This window comes from Gammaproteobacteria bacterium (assembly GCA_022450155.1).
In the GTDB taxonomy this organism is placed as follows: Bacteria; Pseudomonadota; Gammaproteobacteria; order Arenicellales; family UBA868; genus REDSEA-S09-B13.
The window spans coordinates 25934-44420 of sequence record JAKUQR010000012.1 but is presented as its reverse complement, the minus strand read 5'-3'; the positions used below and the strand labels follow the sequence as shown (position 1 = coordinate 44420).

Genomic DNA, 18487 nt, shown 5'->3' with positions numbered 1-18487 from the left:
GCATGCACACTGACACCGTTCTTGATTATCAGAACCTGGGCCCGGATGAAGTGCTGGCAGCGGTTGAAAGCCGTGGTTACATCTGTGATGGCCACCTGCTGGTACTGAACAGCTTCGAGAACCGGGTTTACCAGGTTGGCGTAGAAGATAACAAAGCATTAATCGCAAAATTCTACCGGCCACATCGATGGAATGACGCCATGATCGGTGAAGAGCATACATTCGCTCTGGAACTGGCAGCTGACGACATCGCTTTAATTGCACCCATCGCAGACACACGTGGAGAAACCCTGTTCCAGTATGGCTCCTACCGCTTCGCACTGTTTCCACGCCGCGGCGGGCGCGCCCCTGATCTTGAAAACCCTGAACATCAGCGTCAGCTTGGACGCTTTATAGGACGATTGCATGCGCGAGGATGTATGCGCGCCTACGAACATCGGCCCACGCTTGATGTAACCACATTCGGCGTTGAGTCGTGCCAGTTCATTCTGGCACATGACTTCATACCAAAAGATCTGGAAGCGGCTTATCAGTCACTCACCGAAGATCTGATTCAGCAGATTGGCTGGTGTTATGAGCGTGCTGGTTCGGTCGATCTGATCCGCACACACGGCGACTGTCACATCGGCAATATTCTGTGGACCGATGATGGTCCTCATCTTGTCGACCTAGACGATTCCCGTATGACACCGGCTATTCAGGACCTGTGGATGTTCTTGTCCGGAGACCGAACCGAACAGGAGGTTACCCTTGCTCGACTGCTTGAAGGATACACCCGGTTCTATGAATTCGATGCACGCCAGCTACACCTTGTCGAAGCACTGCGAACACTGCGGCTGATCCATCACTATGCCTGGCTGGCCCGGCGATGGACTGACCCGGCGTTCCCCAGAGCATTTCCGTGGTTCAACTCACAACGCTGCTGGGAGCAACACATACTCGATCTCCGCGAACAGGCGGCACTGATGTCGGAACCTCCGTTGAACATCCCTTGAGCGCTTGAATGGGCACCACGTCGGCCGAGTCAGGTCCTACCCTTTTGACAGGTCTTAACCACTGCTGGTCGGTAAACCACTGTGTTGCCAAGCTTCGAAACCGCCCTCGATATGGGAGACCTTCTCGAACCCCTGCTCCGAGAAGAACGACGCAGCGCCGGCACTGGAAATGCCATGGTAACAGTAGACAATCAGTGGCTGCTGTCTGTCGGCAGACTCAAGAAACTCCTGGATATTAGTATCATTGATATGCACGGCATCAGCCAGGCGGGCCGCTTGAAACGACTCAGGATCTCGTATGTCAACGAGCGTGACATCTCCGTCAGATATCGCCTCGTGGGCTTTTGCGGGCGCAAGTTCAAGATACATAGAATCCTCCAAGTTGCTCAAAACAGACCATAATGCAAAATTCAGATCAGATAAACCGAGAACCATTACGGTAATACGGGCTCTGTCTGCATAACCGGACTTACGAACCGTCAACACTGATGAAAACCGAACCCGACACAACGCCGGCAACTCCGTCTGACGGGGAAAACGGAAACCTATGGAAGACCTGCGCGCTGGTGTTGCCTTTTTTCTGGCCGGCAGGGCGCAAAGACCTCAAGGCCCGGGTCGTGGTGGCCGTGGTCAGCCTGGTTATGGCCAAACTCGCAAATCTCACCGTGCCCTTGATTCTCGGCAGGGCCGTGGACACACTGTCGAGTCTGGAAGATCAGATGGGCCTGCTGTTTGGCATTCCCATTGCCGCGCTCGCGGCCTACGGACTGGCACGGTTTTCTTACGTTGTCTTTAACGAGATCAGAGATGCGGTCTTTTCCAGGGTCTCCCAACATGCCGTCCGGCAGGTCGCCATCAAGGTCTTCAATCATCTGCACTCGCTATCGATACGCTTTCACCTTGAGAGAAAGACCGGCGCACTGAACCGGTTTATCGACCGGGGCACCAACGGAATTCAGTTTCTGCTGACTTTCGTTGCCTTTAACATCCTGCCGACCCTGTTCGAAGTGGTTCTGGTCTGCGGCATTCTCTGGTACCTGTTCGGTATCTCTTATGCACTGGTCACAGCAGTCACTATAGGCATCTATGTGTGGCTGACCTTTGGCATCACGGCCTGGCGCATGCGTATCCGCCGCAAAATGAACGATGCGGAAAATGAAGTCAGCACACGCCAGGTCGACAGTCTGCTCAACTTTGAGACAGTACGATATTTCAACAACGAATCGCATGAACTGACCCGTGTTGACCAGGCACTCAAGACCTATGAGCAAGCCGCAGTCAAAAGCCGCGAAAGCTTGTCTCTCCTGAATGTCAGCCAGGCGATCGTCGTGCTCAGTGGTATCACCATCATGCTGATCATGGCCGCCCTGAATATCCGTGACGGCACGATGACTATCGGGGGATTTGTGGTGGTAAACACCTATCTGATGCAGCTGTCCATCCCACTGAATTTTCTTGGCACGGTGTACCGAGAAATCCGGCAGGCTCTAGTCGATATGGAGAACATGTTTTCCCTGCTGGAAGAGGTGCCGGAGATCAAAGACCTGCCTGGCGCGCAGCCTCTGGGCTCTACCCGGGGTGACATCAGATTCACCGACGTTCACTTTGGCTACGACGTGCAAAGGAAGATTCTGCATGGCATCAGCTTTCAGGTGAAAGCCGGAGAAAAAGTGGCCATTGTCGGTCCCACAGGTGCCGGCAAGTCAACGATCAGCCGTCTGCTGCTGCGATTTTACGAGCCCAGTTCAGGCCGGATCTCAGTCGATGGTCTCGATTTACAGGAAATTACTCAGACGTCACTCCGCGATGCCATCGGTGTGGTTCCGCAGGATACCGTTCTGTTCAACGACACGATCTATTACAACATCGCCTATGGAGACCCGAGTGCCGACGAACAGCATATCTACGAAGCCGCCCGTACAGCCAGGATTCACGATTTTATTGTGCAACTGCCCGCCGGCTACCAGACCCGTGTCGGTGAGCGAGGTTTGAAGCTCTCCGGTGGCGAAAAACAACGTGTCGCAATTGCCCGGGCCGTACTCAAGAACCCGACAGTATTTTTCTTTGACGAGGCCACCTCTTCCCTGGACAGCGCAACAGAAACCGATATACAGACGAACCTGGATGAAATCTCCAGCGGGCGGAGCACCCTGATCATTGCCCATCGGCTATCCACGGTGGTCTCGGCCGATCGAATCCTGGTGCTGGACGATGGCCGAATCATCGAACACGGTACCCACCAGCAACTGTTGGCTAAGGACGGGCTTTACGCGGCTCTTTGGCAAGAACAGGAAAAAGAACGCAAACGCAGTCAGCATGCCTGAATTTTGCCGCCAGCGAAAAACTGTTTAATATGATGTTTCTACCTGACCCGATAGCTAAAGCTGCGGCTTCAGACCGGATGGCCCGGATTGGGTACACTCGAACACAGCTCATGACTTCTGCCCCTTCGCCCGATACCACTCGCCTTGTGCCCTGGTTGGAGTCGAACGTACCAGGGTTTTCTGGGTTTGAAACCATCGAGAAATTCCCCACCGGTCAGTCCAACCCGACCTACCGCGTGCGTGCGCGCAGCGGCCGTTATGTACTGCGGCGAAAACCTTTAGGCCAGCTGCTTAAGTCGGCCCACGCTGTGGATCGAGAGTATCGAATCATGCGAGCGCTGGCCGATACAGCTGTGCCCGTGCCGCGGATGTACACACTGTGTGAAGATGACAACGTATTCGATACGATGTTCTACATCATGAGCTGCGTTGAAGGTCGAATATTCTGGGATCCATCTCTATCAGAACTGGCCGCATCCGATCGCGGCCAGCTTTACGATGAAATTATCCGGGTCCTTGCGGAACTGCACAGCGTAAATCATGTTGCTGTTGGCCTCGAGGATTTCGGACGCCCCGGGAGCTACTTTGATCGCCAGACTGGCCGCTGGAGTAAGCAGTATCGTGCCAGTGAGACCGAAAGAATCGAAGCGATGGAACACCTTATGGACTGGCTGCCCGAACATTCGCCGCCGGACGATGGTCAGAATGGTTTGATACACGGCGATTACCGACTGGACAACATGATTTTTCACGACCACGAATACCGGATCCTGGCGGTGATCGACTGGGAAATCTCGACAGTCGGCCATCCCCTGGCAGACCTGGCTTATTTCTGTATGGGCCTGCGCATAACTCCGGGCCAGCACATTCAGGGGCTAGGCGGCAAGGATCGTCGCGCTCTGGGTATACCCGAAGAAGCGCAGATGCTTGACCGATACTGCCAGCTGCGCGGCATTTCCGGTATCGATAACTGGCACTACTACATCGCTTTCTCTCTGTTCCGGCTGGCCGCAATACTGCAGGGTGTCTACAAACGTTCGCTTGACGGGAATGCATCAAACGAACGGGCAGCAAAAATGGGCAGCATGGTGCGCCCTCTGGCTGAGTTGGCCGAACGCATCCTCAACGATGAACGCACCTGATTGCAGTACAGTTGACTGATGGATTTCGCCTACACACCTAAGGTCGAGGCACTGCGTGCCAGAGTCAATACGTTTTTGACTGAACACATCGTGCCTCGGATCTGGCTGTGGCACGAAGAGATAGAGCAAGGGCAGTTTCCGGTCTCCTTTATGGAACCCTTGAAGGCCCGAGCGCGTGATCAAGAGCTCTGGAACCTTTTTCTACCGGACCTTCGGGAACAAGAGCCCGGGACTCGTCTCAGCAACCTGGAATACGCTCCGCTCGCTGAAATCATGGGCCGTGTGGCCTGGGCATCTGAGGTGTTCAACTGCAATGCACCCGACACCGGTAACATGGAACTCCTGCACATGTTCGCGACACCTGAACAGTATGAGCAATGGCTGCGTCCGCTGCTGCAGGGTGAAATACGATCCGCGTTTGCGATGACAGAACCGGATGTGGCGTCATCGGATGCCACCAACATCCAGACCCGTATTGAACACGTCGGGGATGAATACGTAATCAACGGCCGAAAATGGTTTATCACCAATGCGGCTCATCCCCACTGCCGGCTGATTATCCTGATGGGGAAAACCGATCCTGAAGCCGCGCGACACAGCCAACAAAGCATGGTGCTTATTCCCATAGACACACCCGGCGTGAACATCGTACGCAACATCCGGATCATGAATCACCACGCCCCGGAAGGTCACTGCGAGATGATCTTCGATAGCGTCCGTGTGCCTGTAAGCAACCTGCTCGGCCAGGAAGGCAGTGGCTTCACGCTGGCCCAGGCCCGCCTTGGACCGGGTCGGATTCACCATTGTATGCGTTCAATCGGAGCAGCAGAACTTGCAATGGAACTGATGATCAAACGGTCGAAACAACGACAGACCTTTGGCAAAAACCTTTATGAACACGGTGCCGTAACCGACTGGATTGCCCGTTCGCGAATCGAGATCGAACAAGCCCGCTTACTGGTTCTGAAAACTGCCTGGCTGATCGATGAGCGTGGCGCCCAGAGCGCCCGCAAGGAAATTGCCATGATCAAGGCTCTGGTGCCCAATCTTCATGTCACCGTGATTGATCGGGCCATGCAGTTGTTCGGGGCAATGGGTATCAGCCCGGACACACCCCTGGCCGATCACTGGACCTGGGGCCGGGCACTGCGCTATGCCGATGGACCGGATGAGGTCCACCTGCGGTCAGTCGCGCGTGCGGAATTAATGGAGCATGATGACGACGATGGAACCACCGCCGCCTACCTCAGGCCCTCAGAGGCACCCTAACCGCTACATCGGCACTGCTGGAACGTACCCGGTTTACTCAACCGGATCTACCGTGGCAGTATCGATCGCGAAGGTTACCAGATGGTCGACTTCGAACCTTATCCCGATGTCATCACCGACTTCGAAATTGGCGTGGCTGGGAAACAGGGTTAACACGGTCGTGCCTGTTTCAAAACGAATCGTATAGAGGATTTCAGCTCCCTTGAAGGCTTTGCGTACGACACGGCCTCTGATCGGGCTGTCTAAATCGAGCACTACATCGTCGGGCCGAATCAGCACTTCGACCTGACTGCCAGGCGGCGTCACAATACTCTGATCTCCGGTGAGTTCTCCAAATTCAGAATCCACCGTGCGGGAAGTTTTGACTTCGGCGGGTAGAAAAATTCCGTTGCCGATAAAATCGGCAACGAAACGGTTTCCGGGTTCGTGATACAAGTTGTAAGCCGTGTCCCACTGCAGAAGGCGCCCGTCCGCCATCACTCCGACCTTGTCACCCATTGCAAACGCATCATTTTGGTCGTGGGTCACCAGGATGCAGGTGATCCCGTTTGCTTTGAGCATATCGGCCACCTCCTGTCCCATCCGTTCGCGTAGATCCAGATCCAAACTGGAAAACGGCTCATCCATCAGCAGTAACAGTGGCCGGGGTGCCAGTGCTCGTGCAAGCGCAACCCGTTGCTGCTGGCCACCAGAAAGCTCATGTGGAAACCGCTGTGCCACGCTCGTCAAGCCGACACGTTCCAGTAATTCCGACACCGTCGTGCGCCGTTCTGGCGCAGACAAAGTACGCAGGCCCGACCCGACATTTTGCTCAACAGAAAGATGAGGAAACAGCGCATGGTCCTGAAACACCATCCCGACCCGGCGCTTTTCCGGTGACAGGATCTCGCCCGGTCGTGAGATACATTGACCATTGATCGAGATACTGCCGGAAAGCAGCGCCTGAAACCCGGCAACTGCCCGCAGCACCGTGGTCTTGCCGCAACCACTGGGACCCAACAGGCAAACCTGTTCGCCTTTGTTAACAGTCAGACTGAGATCATAGACCGCCCGTTCCAGACCATAATTGCAAGAAATACCCTGAATTTCGAGTAACGGCACATCAGGAGAACCGTCCAGAAAGGTCTTTGAAGGCGTCCTGCTCATAACCTAAGTCACTGTACCACTGCTGAGTCGGGTTGAACGTGCCCGTGCGGTCATGGTGCTCAGGAATAAAACTGGAATCAGTCCAACCAGTACTATGGTCAATGATCCCAGTGCCGCTTCGCCGAGCATCTCGTCAGATGCAAACCAGTAAACATGCGTCGCCAGGGTCTCAAAATTAAAAGGTCTCAGAATTAATGTGGCCGGCAGTTCTTTCATACAGTCCACAAAAACAATCATGACAGCTGTCAGCATACCGCCTCGAATCAGTGGCATGTGATAGCGCAGAAGCGTTTCGCCTGCCCCGTAACCCAGTGTTCGAGCGGCCATGTCTAACGATGGCGATACCTTGGCCAGGCTGGATTCGACCTGGCCCAGGGCAACAGCAAGAAAGCGGACCACGTAAGCAAATACAACCGCCACCAGCGTGCCGCTGAGCAATAATCCAGTGGATATCCCGAACATCTCCCGCATCAGTGCGTCCAGGGAGTTGTCAAAATAGGCGAACGGTATCAGCACACCCACCCCCAGCACGGCACCCGGCACGGCATACCCTAAAGATGCAATGCGCGCCGCAAAGCTGATAACTCGCCCGCCACGCAAGCGCTGTCCGTAAGCAATCAGCAAAGCAACCAGCAGCGCCCCCGCAGCCGCGATTGCAGAGAGCATAAGACTGTTCAGTACATAGGTCCTGAAGTCTACTGTCCACGATTCATCAAAATAGATTACCGCCAGCCTGATCAGAACAATCAACGGAATGACAAAACCGATGAGTATGGGCAGCAGGCAGGCCATGAAAGCCAACAGCTTGGGCAAACCTTCGAGGTGGTAGCTGGGTAACTCACGAAAACGACTGCTGACGTTCTGGTACACCTTCTGCTGACGGCGACTAAAGCGTTCTACAGAGATCAATAAAACAACAAAGGCCAGCATAGCGGTTGCGATCTGCGCGCCGCCAACCAGACTGCCCATACCCTGCCACACATCAAACAGTGCGGCAGTCATGGTCTGCACGGCAAAGAAATCAACCGTCCCAAAGTCGTTGAGTGTTTCCATCAATGCCAAAGCCACACCGATTACAATTGCCGGGCGGGCTGCAGGCAAAGACACACGAAAGAAAGTTCGCCACGGGCCATGCCCCAATACCCGGGTCACCTCCAGAACATTCACCGATTGTTCGAGAAACGCGGCACGGGCGAGCAGATAAACGTAGGGATAAAGGACGACGCCCATCAGTGTGACAGCACCGCCAAGGCTTCGGATCTCAGGAAACCAGTAGTCCTGTGGCGCCTGCCAGTCAAACGCCATGCGAAGAAAAATCTGAACTGCACCGGAATATTCAAGTAAATCAGTGTACGCATAGGCGATAACGTAGGCTGGAAATGCCAGCGGCAGCAGCAGTAACCATTCAAAAACCCGCCGGCCCGGAAAACGACACATCGTCATCAGCCACGCAGTCGTTACACCAGTCAGAAGGACACTCGTCCCGACACCCAGCATGAGCCAGAGTGTCGTACTGACGTAGCCCGGCAATGATGTGGAGATTAGGTGAGACCAGATATCGCCGCTGGGTCTCAGTGCTGTCCAGATGACAGCAGCAACTGGCAGTGCGACCAATATGGCAACAAATACAGATGCTAACGTCCAGCTTTTCTGCGGTAAGTCAAAGCCGAAACGAAATCCTTTAAATCCAGCCAGCGTGGAGGCATTCGCCATGAAATCGTGATCACCCTGGAGAAAGAGTGCCGAGAAGTTGGCGCTTCAACCGCTGACAGGCTGCTCGCTTATCCACCGTTAAAATTCACTTCATCCGCCAATTTGATCGCGGCAGCTCTGTTGTCGGCGACAACAGCCATACTGAGCGAGTCTTCCTTAAAACTACCCCAGGAGTTTTGCAGGTCACTCCAGGCAATACCCGGTTTAACCGGATATTCTGCATTTTTCTGAGCGTACATTTCCTGACTGGTTTCACTGGCAAGGAAAGCCATCAATTTTATGGCGTTGTCCTTGTTGGGCGCGTGCTTGGTCAACGCAACGCCGCTCACATTCATGTGTGTGCCCCGTCCCGCCTGGTTGGGAAAAATAACATTGACGGCCTCGGCCCACGGCACCTGCTCCGGGTCCTTGAGCATCTTGGCTATGTAGTAGTGATTGATGACCGCAATATCACAAACCCCTTGTTTGATTGCTTTGACTTGTGCGCGGTCATTACCCTGCGGCTTTCTCGCGAGGTTATCTCTTAATCCAGAAAGCCAGGTCCGTGCTCCCGCTAAGCCGTGATGGGCGATCATACTGGCTGTCAAAGCCACCATATAGGGATGTTTAACCGAACGGGTACAGATGCGTCCTTTCCACTTTGGATCGGCGAGATCTTCATATGTCGAAATAGCCATCGGGGCAATGCGTTCTTTCGAGGCCACAATGATTCTCGCTCTCGTTGTTAAACCGAACCAGTGACCATTAGGCTCCATGTAATTGTCGGGTATGTCTGCAGCAAACATAGACCGATCCACTGATTGAGTGAGTCCGGCTTTATGGATATCAGACAAACGGCCAATATCCACGGTAAACACAAGATCAGCTGGACTGTTTCGACCTTCGCTTTGTAGTTTCGCAAGCATGCCTTGCTTGGCATACACCGAGTTAACCTTGATGCCGGTCTGTTCAGTGAATGCTGCGAACATCGGATCGATCAATTTCGGTTTACGATAACTATAGACGTTCACCTCACCGACCTGGCCCGCCGACACTGAACTTGCCAGAGCAATGACTACACTCAGCCAGACAACGACACACTTCTTAGCCACTTTTTCTCCACTGACAATTAATATAACGAATTATCTTTAGAAACGAATGCGAATGATTCGTATTAAATATAAACTACCGAGCACTGTCAATACTGTGATGACAGACCGGCGCCAACTCAATCAGGTGCCGGTCGAAAGAAACGCCGAGACTTACCTCGCGATCTCCGATCGGGCAGCTGCAGCGGGGAGGAATACCACAACGATCAAGATTGCCAACGCGGCTGCCGTCAGCACCCAGAACAATGCGTCAAAACCCCAGAACCCGTAAATCCAGGCGATCAAAGGGATCGAACTCGCACTGACCGAAAAGGTGACGATATAGCGAAGACCAAACACCCTGCTGCGCCATTCACTGCGCGTAATCCGGCCGATGAGTACGTCGTTGATGGGTATCTGCCCAAATACCGCCAGCATGAACACCGCGCTGACTGCCAGCGCAACTGAGCCCGTAGCCCCGACCATCAGTGTAAAAAACACAACCTGGATTCCGGCAACCACCAGAAAAACCAGCTTAAGTGATATCCGGTCCAGCAGGTAGCCGACAATGAGCTGTCCGATTGAGGCCAGTGCAAACACGGCAAACGCGAATCCACCCACCGAAGTAGCTGTGACGGCGAGTTCCCCCAACCGTTCATCAAAAATTTTGGGCAACGAAAATGTGGTGCTTTGAAAAATCAGTCCACCGACTGCGGTTGAAAAGAAAATGACGGCAAAGATTTTTATCAGAATGGTACCTGTAACCTGTAACGTCTGGCCAGAATTTGCTTTCGCGCCACTTGCCCTGTCTGCATCGTTACCTGACTGACGGATCGCAAACAGAAACAATGCGTAGGCGAGCCCGAGCACGATACAGACCACGCCCGGCCAGACAAATGCTGAACGCCACCCGGTCTGATCGATCAGGAATCCTGTAATCAAGGCCGCGCAGCCGACGCCTAGATTTCCGAATACGCCGTTGACCGCCAACGGCATACCGGTTTTCGTTCGGCCCTGCACAACCATCGCTAATCCAACAGGATGATAGATAGCACCGAACATGCCGATGACGAACAACCCTAACCCGATCTGCAGGGGTGTATCTGCCAGGGCCGTGAGCACAGCCGCAATACCAATGCCCAGGAAAAACAACAGCATCATACCCTCCCGACTCCACTTGTCGGCCAGCCAGCCGGCCGGTACAGCAAACAAACCAAAAGCCACGAATCCAGGGGTTGCATAGGGAATCAGTTGCGCATAGCCCATGCCCCACTCCCGGGCGAGTGCAAGAGCCGCGACCGCCGCAAAAATCAGGATAATCAGGTGATCAAAAAAATGACCTGCATTGAGAAACAGGAATTCCAATTGCCGCCGCTTCAACTGCCGAATCCTTTTTGTGGTTCTTCTTCTGGGTGCCGGAACCAATCAAAATCTTGGTCAGTGCCAACCCGACGTTGGAATAAGCCGGCAGTTTGACACACAATCAGCCCTCACGATACTGAAGCATCGAGAGCAGACATGTCCTGGATCAAGACAATTGCCTACGACAGTTCGTCCGGTTACCTGCGCACGCTGTATGACCGGGTCAAAGGCCCAGACAATAACGTCGACAACATCATGATGGCCCACAGCCTGCGCCCCCATACCATGGATGGCCACATGGTGATCTACAAGAATGTTCTGCACCATTACTCGAATTCACTGCCCAAGTGGTTTCTGGAGACGATCGGCGTCTGGGTCAGTCTGCTGAACCAGTGCGACTATTGTGTGGTGCATCATTTTGCCGGTCTTAAGCGGCTACTGAATGACGATGACCGTTCTGACCGCTTAAGACAACGATTGGAAGCGGCAGATATCGAAAGTCTGGATCTCACCCCTCGCGAGAAGTTGGCGCTGTCTTATGCCAGGCAACTGACGCTAAGGCCGGCCGAGATGGATGCTTCACTGATTGAGGCACTGCGTGATAGCGGATTTGAGGACGGTGAGATCTTGGAGATCAATCAGGTCGTCGCTTATTTCAATTATGCCAACCGGACCGTACTTGGACTGGGTGTATCGACTGACGGAGATATCCTCGGGCTCTCCCCGGGCAACTCCCAGGACCCGGACGACTGGCGCCACGGTTAGCCTGGCAGCCAGTGCAGTTGGCGCCGGATCAGATAGCGTTATTTTAGGACGCGGGCTCCAGGGCAACACCGCCGCGCAGACTGTCAGCTTCGACTGTGCGCCAGAGCGGCGCATGATCTTCCGGTAATACCCGGTTTCCCGGCGGGCACAGCCAGATCCGCATCAAGTTTCGTTTATACCCGGACTCCTCGTCATCGATGAACGGTCGACGCGCATGATAAATCACGTGGTTATTCAGAAATTGAATATCGCCTGGCTCAAACACACTTTCCACACAGTGTTCATCCGCAAGCTCTGCCAGAAGATCCAGTGCAACCCATTGTTCATCCATCATTGTCGGTACTTCGGGCAACAACTGGGCCGCCTCCACATAAGTGCGAGAGTAATGACTGGTGAATTTCCCCTCGCGACAACCAAACACAGGCAATGGGTAAAACATCTGGCCACCCCCTTGCTCCTCGCCCAAACGCGAGCGGAAAATCGGTGCATACAACAGCGTGGCAAGCGCAGGCCGCCTACGAATCATCTCGTTGTGCACAGTCACCGAACTGGCGATTCGTGTCTCACCACCGCTCTTTGCGCGACCGACACACAGCAACCCCACGATATCGGCTCGATCAGTATGAAACCGCAGTTCTGCAGTCGACGCGGTTCGTGCCCGGGAAGAAAGAAAGACACCGTCTCCGCTTGTCATCTGACCATAGCGTTTCCCAACCCCTTCCCCTTCGTTACAGATTTCCCGGAGCAGCTGGCCCTGTGAGTTCTGGTAGACCGGTATCCCTAGATGCAGGCACAAGCCATACCACAGTGTGCGCAACTCGTCAGCTGTGTAGCGCTCCGGCGAAATGCCACGCAAACAGACCATCCCGCAACCGTCTTCAAGTTCGTTCGAAATCGCCTCGAGTTTTTGCGACAGCTCCGGCAACGGGAACTGAGACTTTGTCAGTGACGACCAGGCAATCTGCCGGGACATCACCACATCAAGGGCACTGTCCAGGCAGGCTAATTCATCCGCGTGCAGAACGACTGACCAGCCACTGTTCTGATCCAGCTCTGCTGCGGTCCAGGCAAAGGGGCCGCAAAGCGGTTTGATTCTAGGCGCGCTCATAGTGTGAATATAAATCGCAGGTTGCTGCCTCAGCTACCGTTTCAGCGCGAGTGTCAGGCCATCACCGACCGGAAGCATACTCAAGGACACCCGATCATCGTGATGCAGAAAAGTATTCAAGGCACGAATTGCTTCGGTATCCTCATCGGTCTTATCCGGGTTGGCCACACTACCGCCCCACAGCACATTGTCAATCAGCAGCAACCCCCCAGTCTTCAGCAACGCCAGTACGTGCTCGTAATAGGATCGGTAGTTCGTTTTGTCCGCATCGATAAAACCGAAGTCGAACGTGCTTTCTTCTCCGGCATCACGGATGGCCTTAAGGGTATCGACTGCCGGTCCGATCCTGAGACTGATCCGATCGCTGACCCCGGCCTGTTCCCAGTATTTTTTGCCCACAGCCGTCCACTCCTCGCTCACATCACAACAGATAAGTGCGCCATCTGCAGGCAGTGCCTGCGCGACGCACAGCGCACTGTAGCCGGTAAAGGTTCCGACCTCGACCGCTTTGCGGGCGTCGGTCAGTTCGACCAGAAATGCCATGAACTGTCCCTGTTCCGGGGAGACCTGCATCATGCCCATCTTCATGGGTCTGGTCTCTTCACGCAACTGCTGACAGAAAGTGCTCTCGCGCAGCGAATGCCCTAACAGATAGTCGTGAACCTTTTCACTGAGTTGAAATGTTGACCTCGACATGTTGGATCCTGGTTAAGTCTGATTATTGCTTGTTCTAATATCTGCCGTGTCTGACATCCAGACTCAATAGGCCCCGAATACGGTCTACCATTTCTCTCCGAATGGACGCAGATCCAATTCAAAAGTCCAGGCAGAACGATGCTGGCAGGTTAGATCGTAAACACTCTGGGCGATATCGTCTGGCTGCAGATAATATTCATCCGGAATATCTGGCCGGGCAGCCCGGGTCCTTTCAAGATCAATGATGCCGTCGATAATCACATAGCTGACATGTATACCCGTGGGACCTAAGCGTCGGGCCATCGACTGGGCCAGACTGCGCTGCGCCGACTTCGCTGAAGCAAATGCTGTCGAATTGGCACCTCCACGCAATGATGCGGTCGCACCAATCACGACAATCGAGCCACTCGCGCGGGCCTTCATGGGGGGAATCACCTGCTGGCTGGCAACAAGCAGACCCAACGTGTTGGTCCGCCACGACGACTCCATCCCTTCGATTGTGGTCTCTTCCACGCTGTTCCATTCGCCAGATCCTGCGTTATAGATCAGCACATCTACTTCCCCCGCCTCACCACGAATACGATCAAAGGCGGTCTCTATGGCTTCGGGGTCCCTCACATCGCAGGCGATGGGCAAAGACCCAGGCAGCTGAGCCGAGAGCGATGCGAGATAATCAGCATTTCGAGCCAGCATCACGATCGAGTAACCTTCGGCGGCAAATCGACGGCAACACGAGGCACCGTTTCCCGGGCCAACGCCGGCAACCACACAAACTTTGGACATCTCTGTTCCTCCTCAAAGGTACTCCTGCCCTTATTCTGACCGAACCCGGTTGAGACTTCATCTCTGTCAGTCGATTCTCTGGTACTCGTATGCCCCGCCGCTACACCCTTTCCCGATACCCAATCACGTTACAATCAGCACCATCCGCCGTAGATGCCAGGCAGAAAATCCGCAGGATACAAGAACATGCCGAGTGAAACAGTTGTCGAACTGAAAACACAGCGACCTGTGCATGAACAACCACAGCATTCATACACGATACCCTCATCTCTTTACCTGGACGAAAAAATATACGAACAGGAAAAACAGAACATCTTCTACTGCAACTGGCATTACGCGGGCCATGCCTCACAGTTAAGCAAAACCGGTGACTACCTGACTGCCAGCGTTGCCGACGAGAGTGTTTTCATCGTTCGCTGCCAAGACGAAACATTGCGCGGGTTCTATAACGTCTGCAGGCACCGCGCCCATCAGTTGCTTGAAGGCAGCGGTAACACCCACAACATCGTCTGCCCCTACCACGCCTGGTCTTATGCACTTACCGGGGAGCTGCGTCATGCCCGTAATTCCGAGAAAGTCCCCGGCTTCGATAAATCCGAATTCTGTCTGCAACCGGTACAGGTCGATACTTTGTGTGATTTTGTTTTTTTCAATCTTGACCTTGAAGCGGACTCACTCAATAACCAGGCGCCTGGGCTGGAACAAGATCTCCAGGAACGCCTACCGAACTTGGATCAAATGAAGCCGCTTGATACGTTTACCTACGGACCCGCTGCTATGGCGGCAAACTGGAAAGTGGTGGTCGACAACTTTCTGGAATGCTATCACTGTGCTCCTGCGCACCCGGATTTTGCGACCCTGTTCGACATGTCCAGCTACCAGATGGAGACCTTCAGCAACTGGTCGCGACAACTGGGCCCTGATACCCGTGCAAAAAACACTGCCTATGCGCTGGCCCCGGACAGTCCAAACCGTTCAGGTGCATTCTGGTATCTGTGGCCCACCACAACCATCAATCTGTTGCCCGGTGAACCTTACTTACTCGTACTGTCGTTTCTTCCCTTGGATCATGAACGCACCAGTTTCTTCGGTCACCGCTATGGCCTGTCTGATAACAGTCAAGTTGATGCACAGGACCATTACATGAACACCGTGCTCGGCCCGGAGGATGCCGCTCTGTGTGAATCCGTTCAAAAAGGACTCAAGTCCCAGTCGTACGATCAGGGACGATTTATCGTCGATCCCGACTTAAGCGGTATCGCCGAACATGCGGTTCACCAGTTCCATAGGCTAGTACTGGCCGCGTTGGAACCGACCGGTTGAAGGAATACCTGATCAGGGCTAAGAGGAGAGATCTAAACATGGCAGCTGCCCTGGATTCCTGGCACGACATCATCCGCAGCGGTGACGCGTCGGCACTGGACACCCTGATTGCCGATGACGCGGTCTTCCATTCACCAGTGGTTCATACGCCACAGGTGGGCAAGGCCATCGTGGTGAAATACTTAACAGCAGCAGCCAAGGTGCTGCTGAATGGGAGTTTTCACTACGTCAGGGAAATGGTCGATGAGCGCCAGGCCATGCTGGAGTTTGAGGTGACCATCGACGACATCGTGATCAACGGTGTGGATCATATCTGCTGGAACGACAACAATCAGATCATCGAATTCAAGGTCTGGGTACGTCCGCTCAAAGGCATGCAGAAACTCCACCAGTGGATGGCGAAAACGCTCAATGTGCCAAACGACAAACCGTCGCCGTAGGATCAGTCCTAAACCTGAACAGCTCCATGATGCGGTTCACTGCGCCACCACATCCCGCAAAACCCGATGGCATAACTCGACGCGCCGTCAGTCTCCAGCGGCAGGGCGCATCCGACTCTCTTCGTCGATGATCCGCCGGCCCTTGAGAATCGTGTGACTGATAGCCTGGTCCCGGTCCATGTGGGTCTCGGCCCGGATAAAGTGGCGTGATTCGACTTCGCCATCGACTTCCCGCTCAATAAGGCCTTCCGTGGTCCAGCCGTTCTCACCCTGTCGGGGCGTCGGTACAATTGTGAAACCCTCATGTTCTACCGCGTCTTTCCGGCTATCACTGTCGCCGTTATCTGCTCTGCCAGAAAAGTGCTTCTTCAGAAAATCAAAAACCATATTCACGTACCTCCTGCTACTCCGAGTTGTACCTTCTGCCACCCTGCTACAGGGTCTGCGGCATACTGCATCACAACGCACATCTCATCGTAATCACCGTACTTATCCATCTCAAGCCGCAGGCCTATTCCTGGCCAAGGATCAGTTCTTTGAGATGATCGAGTCCAACCGGACCGGAAACAAGTATACGTCGATGAAACTCCTTGAGCGTAAACCATGCCTCATGTTCGGCTTGAGCACGCAGGTCCAAGATAAACTGTTCGCCTACTTTGTAGGAGATTGCCTGGGCCGGCCATCCCAGATAACGTGTTACTTCGGAGCGAGCACCCACTGGCGACATCAGACCATAGTCCCGCAGCATCTCGACGGCCAGATCAAACGTCCAGATGTCACCCGAATGGAAAACCGCATCTTTGGGTATGATCATTCCTAGGTGCATGCCAATGTCAATCACCACCCGGCAAGCGCGCATCAGTTGGCTGCACAACAGCCCAAAGCGGTATTCCGGACGATTGATAAATCCCAGTTCGTCCATCAGTCTTTCGGCGTACAGTGCCCAGCCTTCACCATAGCCGTCGTACCATATGGCGAGCCGATGAGCGCGGGTCAATTCATCGCCCAAGCACATCTGCACACCGATCTGCAGATGGTGTCCGGGGAAACCTTCGTGATACGCGGTGGTCACCTCGTCAAACAACGGGTAGACGCTGGTATCGGTGAGCTTTGCATACCAGACGCTGCCGGCACGGGAAAAATCCTCCGACGGCTGAATGTAGTAGGCCCCAAGCGTAGTGCCGGGCGGTGCGATCTGCACATCAATCTGCTTGATCGGTACAGGAACGTCGAACACCGTACCGTCCAGCTGATCCAGGGCATCCATCTGACATTGCCGCATTTGGCTGAGAAATTCAGCTTCTGAGCTCACGACATAGTCAGCGCCTGTCTTCAGCAGTTGCACGATCTCCTGAAAGCCAAGCGCCGGATCGATTTGCCGACCAACTTCCACCATCTGCGCCCGTAAGGCAGCGACTTCCTGCCACGCCCAGTGGTAGACCGCTTCATGGTCGATCTCAGTAAGCAGAAAGTGACGACTGGCTCTGCGGTAACGTTCAAGACCTACCCCATCAGCCTCGACACTGTCGGGTAGATACTCATCCTCAAGGTAATTCGCTAGGTGCGCATATGCCAAGCGGGCAGCCGCGGCTCCCGTGTCGACCTCAGCCTGCAGGGCGTCGGGCACCTGCGCATCATGGGCCCCCGCCGAGAGCTGATAAAAGAAAGAACCCGAGCCTGAATTGACCCGGCACTGCTCGATACAAGCCTCGACCTGACGCCGAGCTGCGGCAAGTCCGCGTCTACGACCTTCAGAGAGACTCTCTATATAGCCGTCTACTGCCCCGTGCAGGCTACTGAGTCGGCTGGCAATCAATTCCCAGTCATCGGCGCTGACCTTCGGCATCAGGTCAAAAGTCTCCCTGAACCCCTGCACCGGCGAGGCGATGTTGTTCAGATCCTGCAGCGGGTGACCGTGCTCAATGCGTTCCACCCGACCACTGAGATGGTCTTTCAGTACCCGGCGGCCGAGTTGCTCCCGATGTCGATCCGATGGTGGCAGCGCCTCGATCGCCGACAGGGTACGCTTGAACAGTGCCCCGATGTCCTGCCACCCCGACGGATCCTGTACGCCCCATTGTCCATCAAATCCGGGTACCCCCATTTGAGTGGCGAGCATTGGCTGGAGTGCTGCGAGCTGATCAACATAACGATCAGCAAGTAAAAAAATATTATTGGTCACCGGCACCGATGATCTTCTATCGTGTACTGGAACATCGCGATTCGATCCTTCAAGACAATACGCACCGCCATTGAGTGACAGTCTGACACGCTGGGCATCCCAACGGTTATTGCCTACACTCAAATCCTCTTCCCTGGGGGTAGATCCTGTCTGATCACCGCCACATCCGGAA

General features: G+C 54.3%; 17 protein-coding genes. 7 read left to right on the top strand and 10 right to left on the bottom strand.

Features of this window, described 5'->3' with window-relative positions; all coding sequences use genetic code 11:
* The first annotated feature begins 2 nt into the window (after positions 1–2).
* Positions 3–995: a serine/threonine protein kinase gene (locus MK323_08505; protein MCH2482204.1), complete on the top strand. Its 993-nt coding sequence runs from the start codon at positions 3–5 to the stop codon at positions 993–995.
* Between the two features lie 54 nt (positions 996–1049).
* On the opposite strand, the gene glpE is transcribed toward MK323_08505, so the two are convergent.
* The gene (gene glpE / locus MK323_08500) at positions 1050–1364 is read right to left on the bottom strand and encodes a thiosulfate sulfurtransferase GlpE (GenBank protein MCH2482203.1); all 315 of its coding nucleotides are present in this window, start codon (positions 1362–1364) and stop codon (positions 1050–1052) included.
* Between the two features lie 119 nt (positions 1365–1483).
* On the opposite strand from glpE, the gene MK323_08495 reads away from it, so the two are divergent.
* From MK323_08495 to MK323_08485, 3 genes are all read left to right on the top strand, one after another.
* Entirely contained in the window at positions 1484–3319 is a 1836-nt protein-coding gene (locus tag MK323_08495) for an ABC transporter ATP-binding protein/permease (GenBank protein ID MCH2482202.1), read from the top strand.
* 110 nt (positions 3320–3429) lie between these two features.
* Entirely contained in the window at positions 3430–4461 is a 1032-nt protein-coding gene (locus MK323_08490; protein MCH2482201.1) for a phosphotransferase, read from the top strand.
* An 18-nt stretch (positions 4462–4479) separates the two neighbouring features.
* Positions 4480–5730, top strand: coding sequence for an acyl-CoA dehydrogenase family protein (locus MK323_08485; protein MCH2482200.1), 1251 nt, complete (start codon positions 4480–4482; stop codon positions 5728–5730).
* Between the two features lie 33 nt (positions 5731–5763).
* Here MK323_08485 and MK323_08480 read toward each other — a convergent pair whose 3' ends face one another.
* The 4 genes from MK323_08480 to MK323_08465 all read right to left on the bottom strand — a co-directional run bounded on the left by MK323_08480 (position 5764) and on the right by MK323_08465 (position 11036).
* Positions 5764–6876, bottom strand: coding sequence for an ABC transporter ATP-binding protein (locus MK323_08480; protein ID MCH2482199.1), 1113 nt, complete (start codon positions 6874–6876; stop codon positions 5764–5766).
* A 3-nt stretch (positions 6877–6879) separates the two neighbouring features.
* Entirely contained in the window at positions 6880–8589 is a 1710-nt protein-coding gene (locus MK323_08475; protein ID MCH2482198.1) for an iron ABC transporter permease, read from the bottom strand.
* Between the two features lie 68 nt (positions 8590–8657).
* Positions 8658–9680, bottom strand: a complete 1023-nt coding sequence (locus MK323_08470; protein ID MCH2482197.1) for a Fe(3+) ABC transporter substrate-binding protein — start codon at positions 9678–9680, stop codon at positions 8658–8660.
* A gap of 150 nt (positions 9681–9830) precedes the next feature.
* Positions 9831–11036, bottom strand: a complete 1206-nt coding sequence (locus MK323_08465; protein ID MCH2482196.1) for an MFS transporter — start codon at positions 11034–11036, stop codon at positions 9831–9833.
* A 138-nt stretch (positions 11037–11174) separates the two neighbouring features.
* Here MK323_08465 and MK323_08460 point away from each other — a divergent pair, with 138 nt between their 5' ends.
* Positions 11175–11783, top strand: a complete 609-nt coding sequence (locus MK323_08460) for a peroxidase-related enzyme (protein MCH2482195.1) — start codon at positions 11175–11177, stop codon at positions 11781–11783.
* A gap of 43 nt (positions 11784–11826) precedes the next feature.
* Here the strand turns inward: MK323_08460 and MK323_08455 are convergent, their stop codons facing one another.
* The 3 genes from MK323_08455 to MK323_08445 all read right to left on the bottom strand — a co-directional run bounded on the left by MK323_08455 (position 11827) and on the right by MK323_08445 (position 14370).
* The gene (locus tag MK323_08455) at positions 11827–12891 is read right to left on the bottom strand and encodes a TauD/TfdA family dioxygenase (protein MCH2482194.1); all 1065 of its coding nucleotides are present in this window, start codon (positions 12889–12891) and stop codon (positions 11827–11829) included.
* Between the two features lie 33 nt (positions 12892–12924).
* The gene (locus tag MK323_08450) at positions 12925–13587 is read right to left on the bottom strand and encodes a class I SAM-dependent methyltransferase (GenBank protein ID MCH2482193.1); all 663 of its coding nucleotides are present in this window, start codon (positions 13585–13587) and stop codon (positions 12925–12927) included.
* A gap of 84 nt (positions 13588–13671) precedes the next feature.
* Positions 13672–14370 (bottom strand): SDR family NAD(P)-dependent oxidoreductase, encoded by a 699-nt coding sequence (locus tag MK323_08445; GenBank protein MCH2482192.1) that lies wholly within the window; start codon positions 14368–14370, stop codon positions 13672–13674.
* Between the two features lie 186 nt (positions 14371–14556).
* Here MK323_08445 and MK323_08440 point away from each other — a divergent pair, with 186 nt between their 5' ends.
* Together MK323_08440 and MK323_08435 are read left to right on the top strand one after the other, a co-directional pair.
* Positions 14557–15693, top strand: a complete 1137-nt coding sequence (locus MK323_08440) for a Rieske 2Fe-2S domain-containing protein (protein ID MCH2482191.1) — start codon at positions 14557–14559, stop codon at positions 15691–15693.
* Between the two features lie 38 nt (positions 15694–15731).
* Positions 15732–16133 (top strand): nuclear transport factor 2 family protein, encoded by a 402-nt coding sequence (locus tag MK323_08435; GenBank protein ID MCH2482190.1) that lies wholly within the window; start codon positions 15732–15734, stop codon positions 16131–16133.
* 87 nt (positions 16134–16220) lie between these two features.
* Here the strand turns inward: MK323_08435 and MK323_08430 are convergent, their stop codons facing one another.
* Together MK323_08430 and MK323_08425 are read right to left on the bottom strand one after the other, a co-directional pair.
* Positions 16221–16520, bottom strand: a complete 300-nt coding sequence (locus MK323_08430; GenBank protein ID MCH2482189.1) for an HlyU family transcriptional regulator — start codon at positions 16518–16520, stop codon at positions 16221–16223.
* A 124-nt stretch (positions 16521–16644) separates the two neighbouring features.
* The gene (locus MK323_08425; GenBank protein ID MCH2482188.1) at positions 16645–18438 is read right to left on the bottom strand and encodes a DUF885 domain-containing protein; all 1794 of its coding nucleotides are present in this window, start codon (positions 18436–18438) and stop codon (positions 16645–16647) included.
* Positions 18439–18487: the final 49 nt, after the last annotated feature.